This is a genomic window from Caulobacter sp. P1_B12_2 (assembly GCF_056406675.1).
In genome coordinates this window covers 1-4,519 of sequence record NZ_JBFTZS010000382.1, presented here as the reverse complement: position 1 = coordinate 4,519, position 4,519 = coordinate 1, and the positions used below count along the sequence as shown (strand labels likewise).

Annotated in this window: 6 protein-coding genes; 3 read left to right on the top strand and 3 right to left on the bottom strand. The window is 71.5% G+C overall.

The window, feature by feature from the left end:
- The 3 genes from AC1DZ6_RS19640 to AC1DZ6_RS19630 form a co-directional block, all read left to right on the top strand.
- Positions 1-390 (top strand): fumarylacetoacetate hydrolase family protein (locus AC1DZ6_RS19640; RefSeq protein WP_477098822.1); only part of this gene is annotated, 390 nt, incomplete at its 5' end.
- 6 nt (positions 391-396) lie between these two features.
- Positions 397-1,038, top strand: a complete 642-nt coding sequence (gene maiA / locus AC1DZ6_RS19635) for a maleylacetoacetate isomerase (RefSeq protein ID WP_477098821.1) — start codon at positions 397-399, stop codon at positions 1,036-1,038.
- Positions 1,031-1,657, top strand: coding sequence for a carbonic anhydrase (locus AC1DZ6_RS19630; protein WP_477098820.1), 627 nt, complete (start codon positions 1,031-1,033; stop codon positions 1,655-1,657). The genes maiA and AC1DZ6_RS19630 overlap by 8 nt, the downstream gene beginning before the upstream one ends.
- 175 nt (positions 1,658-1,832) lie before the next feature.
- Here AC1DZ6_RS19630 and AC1DZ6_RS19625 read toward each other — a convergent pair whose 3' ends face one another.
- The 3 genes from AC1DZ6_RS19625 to AC1DZ6_RS19615 form a co-directional block, all read right to left on the bottom strand.
- A complete protein-coding gene (locus tag AC1DZ6_RS19625; protein ID WP_477098819.1) occupies positions 1,833-2,552 on the bottom strand; it encodes an RES family NAD+ phosphorylase in 720 nt (239 codons plus the stop codon).
- Entirely contained in the window at positions 2,549-2,962 is a 414-nt protein-coding gene (locus tag AC1DZ6_RS19620) for an MbcA/ParS/Xre antitoxin family protein (protein ID WP_477098818.1), read from the bottom strand. The genes AC1DZ6_RS19625 and AC1DZ6_RS19620 overlap by 4 nt, the downstream gene beginning before the upstream one ends.
- A gap of 51 nt (positions 2,963-3,013) precedes the next feature.
- A partial coding sequence (locus tag AC1DZ6_RS19615; protein WP_477098817.1) for a penicillin-binding transpeptidase domain-containing protein occupies positions 3,014-4,519 on the bottom strand: 1,506 nt, incomplete at its 5' end.

Sequence of the window (4,519 nt, the reverse complement as noted above, 5' to 3'; positions counted from 1 at the left end):
GCGATGAGCCACGTGTTCGGCTACGCGGTCGGGGTCGACCTGACCCGTCGCGACCTGCAGGCCGCCGCCAAGACCAAGAGCCATCCGTGGGACGCCGCCAAGGGCTTCGACGCCAGCGCCCCGATCTCCGCCATCGTCCCCGCCGATCGCGCCAAGCCCGACGGCGCGATYACCCTGGCGGTTAACGGCCAGCCGCGCCAGGCGGGCCAGATCGCCGACATGATCTGGACGATCCCTGAGATCATCGCCGAGGCCTCCAAGCTGTGGACCCTGGCGGCCGGCGACCTGATCTTCACCGGCACCCCCGAGGGCGTAGGCCCCATCGGCCGTGGCGAGCGGGTCGAGGGCGCGATCGAGGGCGTCGGCACGCTGACCTTCACCGTGGTCTGAGGCGCCATGCAACTCACCCTCCATAGCGCCTGGCGATCCAGCGCGGCCTACCGGGTGCGGATCGGCCTGAACCTCAAGGGCCTGGCCTACGACACCGCCCCAGTGAACCTGGTCTCGAGCCAGCACCTGGAGCCGGCCTTCGCCGCCCTGAACCCCCAACGCCTCCTGCCCGCGCTGGAAGTGGACGGCAGGACGCTGACTCAGAGCCTGGCGATCCTGGACTGGCTGGACGAGACGGTTCCCGATCCGGCCCTGCTGCCCGCCGACGCCTTCGACCGCGCCCTGGTGCGCTCGATGGCCCAGATCGTCGCCAGCGACATCCACCCCGTGAACAATCTGCGCATCCTGCGGGCCTTGACCGGCCTGGGCGTCGACGAGCCGGCCCGCGAGGCTTGGATCGGCCGCTGGATCGCCGACGGCTTCACGGCCCTGGAGGCGATGATCGTTCAGCACGGTCGCGGCTACGCGTTCGGCGACGCGCCTGGCCTGGCCGATTGCTGCCTGGTCCCACAGGTCTATAACGCCGAGCGTTTCAAGACCGACCTGACCCCGTTCCCGGCTATCCGCGCGGTCGCCGCGCGGTGCGCCGAACACCCGGCCTTCGTCGCCGCCCATCCCAACCAACAGCCGGACGCCATCCATGCTTGAAGACCTGAAGAGCAACAATCTGGCCTGGTCGCTGCGCAAGACCGAGGCCGACCCCCAGTTCTTCAAGCGCCTGGAGGGCCAGCAGAGCCCGGAGTATCTGTGGATCGGCTGCAGCGACAGCCGGGTGCCGGCCAACGAGATCGTCGGCCTGGACCCCGGCGAGCTGTTCGTCCACCGCAACGTCGCCAACCTGGCCCCGCCGCAGGACGCCAACTATCTCAGCGTACTGCAGTTCGCGATCGACGTGATCAAGGTCAAGCACGTGATGGTCGTGGGCCACTACGGCTGCGGCGGCGTGGCGGCGGCCATCGACGGCAAGCGGCGCGGCCTGGTCGACCACTGGCTGCACCCGATCCGCGAGGTCCATGCCGAGCACAGGCACGAGCTGGACGCCCTGCCCACCGAGAAGGACAAGCTCAACCGCTTGTGCGAGTTGAACGTCATCCGCCAGGTCCGCAACGTGGCCTCCGACGTCTTCGTCCAGGACGCCTGGGCGCGCGGCCAACCGCTGTCGGTGCACGGCTGGGTCTATTCGCTGGCCAACGGCCTGGTGAACGACCTGAACGTCGGGATTTCCAGCCTGGACGACTACGAGCGGGTCGCCAGCGGGCCTTGCTGACCCCCTTCCCTCTCCCCTTGCGGGAGAGGGTGGCCCCGCAACGCGGGGACGGGTGAGGGGTTGAAGAACAGAAACGCCGCGACAGCCTCTAGGCCGGTCGCGGCGTTTGCGTTTGAGAGACCCCTCATCCGGCGGCTGCGCCGCCACCTTCTCCCGCAAGGGGAGAAGGGTCCAGTCACCGGCCCTCCACCCGAAACACCCGCCCCGTCGCCGGCTCGCGGATCAGGTCCACCCGGGCGCCGTCCCAGTGATAGTCCAGGTGCCGCCCCTGGACGGCGTTCGAGGCCAGGTCGGGGTAGAACAGGCCCACGCACTGGCCGCCCGGATGGCGCTGGCTGGGGTAGACCACGCCCTCCGAGCCGGCGACGCGCAGCTGGGCGCCCAGAGCTTGGCTCGACATGTAGTCGTCGGGGTCGAGCGCCGGCTCCAGGGCCGGATCGTCGCCGCGCAGGTCGTGCAGCGCGCCCCTCACATCCACCACGATCTCGCGGAACTGCGAGGTCCAGCCCGACGCCTGGGCCGTGGCGGCCATGAACAGGGCGTGGTGGTGGATCGTCTCCGACAGGGCGACCTCGAAACGGTCGGCGACGTAGAGCACTCCGAACGCCCCGGCGCTGAACCGACTGGGGCGGTCGGGGCTGACATGGGTGAACGGCGCCATCAGGTAGCTGGCGCCCGCCCCCGCCACCCAGCGGTCCTGAGGCACGAGATCCAGGTTGCCGAGGGTCTCCATCAGCCGCGGATTGGTCTTCTGCTCGGCGGCGATCAGCAGCGGCCAGTCGGCCGGGTCGGCGATGTCCTCGAACAGGTCGATCGGCGGCCAGGCGCTACGGATGATCCGGACCGCCCCGCGCCAGGCCACCGGCGCGCGCGGGATGGCGGCGAGGTCGATCACCAGGCCCCGCGCTCGGCGTCCAGATAGCGCCGCACCCGCATCAGATCGGTCAGCTCGCCGCCCATCATCACGTCCAGGGCCGAGCGCCCGCCGAACGCCGTGTTGGGCGCCTTGATCCACGCATAGCCGCGCTGCGGTTCCTGGAAGATCAGCCGCAGCGCCTTGTGGACGCCCATCAGGTTGGACAGCCGCGCCTTGCCGTCGCGATTGATCCGGCCGGTCTCGCCGGCCTTCCAGCGACGATAGCTGCGCACCGGCTGGTCCAGCAGGGTGGCGGCTTCCTCGTCGGTCACGCCCCACAGCTTCAGCAGGTTGACCGTGGCGCGGAACATGGCGGCGGCCTCGGCGTCCGAGATCGGCTCGGGCGCGAAGGCCTTGGGTTCGGTGTCGACCAGGGTGACCAGGGACATGCGGGATACCTCCTGGCCGAATATAGGATTTTAGATGCCAAATGGCAACTTTCAGCCGGCCGGCGCCTTGATCCGCACCCGCGCCGAGGCCGCGCGACCTTCGCCGTCCACCACCTTCAGCCGATAGAACCCGGGCGCGGACGGTCGCCAGATCACCTTGCCGCTGACCGGATCGGCCGACAGCCGCGCGCCGGCCACGTACCAGGCCAGATCCTCGCCGCCGGCCGCCATGACCAGGCCGCGCGACGCGGGCCCGACGCTGTCGACCTGCACGGTGGCGCCGTCGGGCGGAAAGATCAGGCGGGGTCCCTCGGAGGCCTGCCGCAGGTGCTGCAGGGCGCCCGGCGCGGCCTTGGGCGCGATCGGACGCGGCGCTATGGCCGGGGCGCCCACCACGTCGGCGACGTCGAACAGCAGGGGCAGCGCCGCGTCGCGTCCGGTCAGGCCGCCGCGCGCGCCGCCGTCGGCTCGGCCCGTCCAGACGATGATCGCATAGCCGCCGACCACCCCCGCCGCCACGGCGTCACGGAAGCCGTAAGAGGTGCCGGTCTTGAAGGCCATGGCCGGTCCGCCCTTGGTCAGGGCCGACGGGGCGCGGCCGCGTGGGGCCGGAGCCTCGCGCAGGATGTCCAGCACCTGGGCGGCGGCCTCGGACCGGACGATGCGGGTCCCCCCCTGATGCTCGCGCTGCTTGGCCTCCGCCTCGGTGAAGGCCAGGGGCTTGGCCACCCCGCCGTCGCCCAGCGCGGCATAGAGCACGGCCATGTCGCGCGGCGTGATCCCCGCCCCGCCCAGGGCCAGGGCCAGGCCCGAGGCCTTGATCGCGGTCTTGGGCCGCACCAGCCGCACGCCGGCGCTCTCCAGCCGGGCGGCGAAGGCGTCGGGGCCGATCTTCTCCAGGGTGGCGACGGCCGGCACGTTCAGCGAATAGGCCAGGGCCTCGCGGGCCGTGACCTTGTCGTGAAACACGTGGTCGAAGTTTTCCGGCTGGTAGTCGGCGAAGCGGGTGGCGGCGTCATCGATCTGGGTGTCGGGCGCCAGGGCGCCGTCGTCGAAGGCGAAGGCGTAGATGAACGGCTTCAAGGCCGAGCCGGGCGAGCGGATGGCGCGGGTCAGGTCGATCCAGCCGCCCGGCCGCTCGCGCCCAGCCGAACCGACCAGGGCGCGCACGGCGCGGCCCTTGATCTCGACCACCAGGATGGCGGCGGTCACGTCCGGTCCCTGCGAGGCGGCGACCGCGGCGGCCATCGGCTCCAGCCGGGTCTGCAGGTCGGCGTCGATCGTCGAGACCACGCTGGGCTGGCTGGCCGGCGCCGTCAGGGCCAGTTCGCCGGCCGCGTGCCAGGCCAGGGTCGGGAAGGCGCCGCGCTTGGGCAGAGGCTCGGCCTCGGCCTCGCTGGCGGCCGCTTCGGTCAGGACATGGGCGCGGACCATCTTGTCGAGCACGGCGCGGCGGGCGGCGCGGGCGGCCTCGGGACGGCGATCCGGACGACGGGCCTCGGGCGACTGCGGCAGGGCGATCAGCAGGGCCTGCTCGCCGTCGGTCAGGCTGGTCGG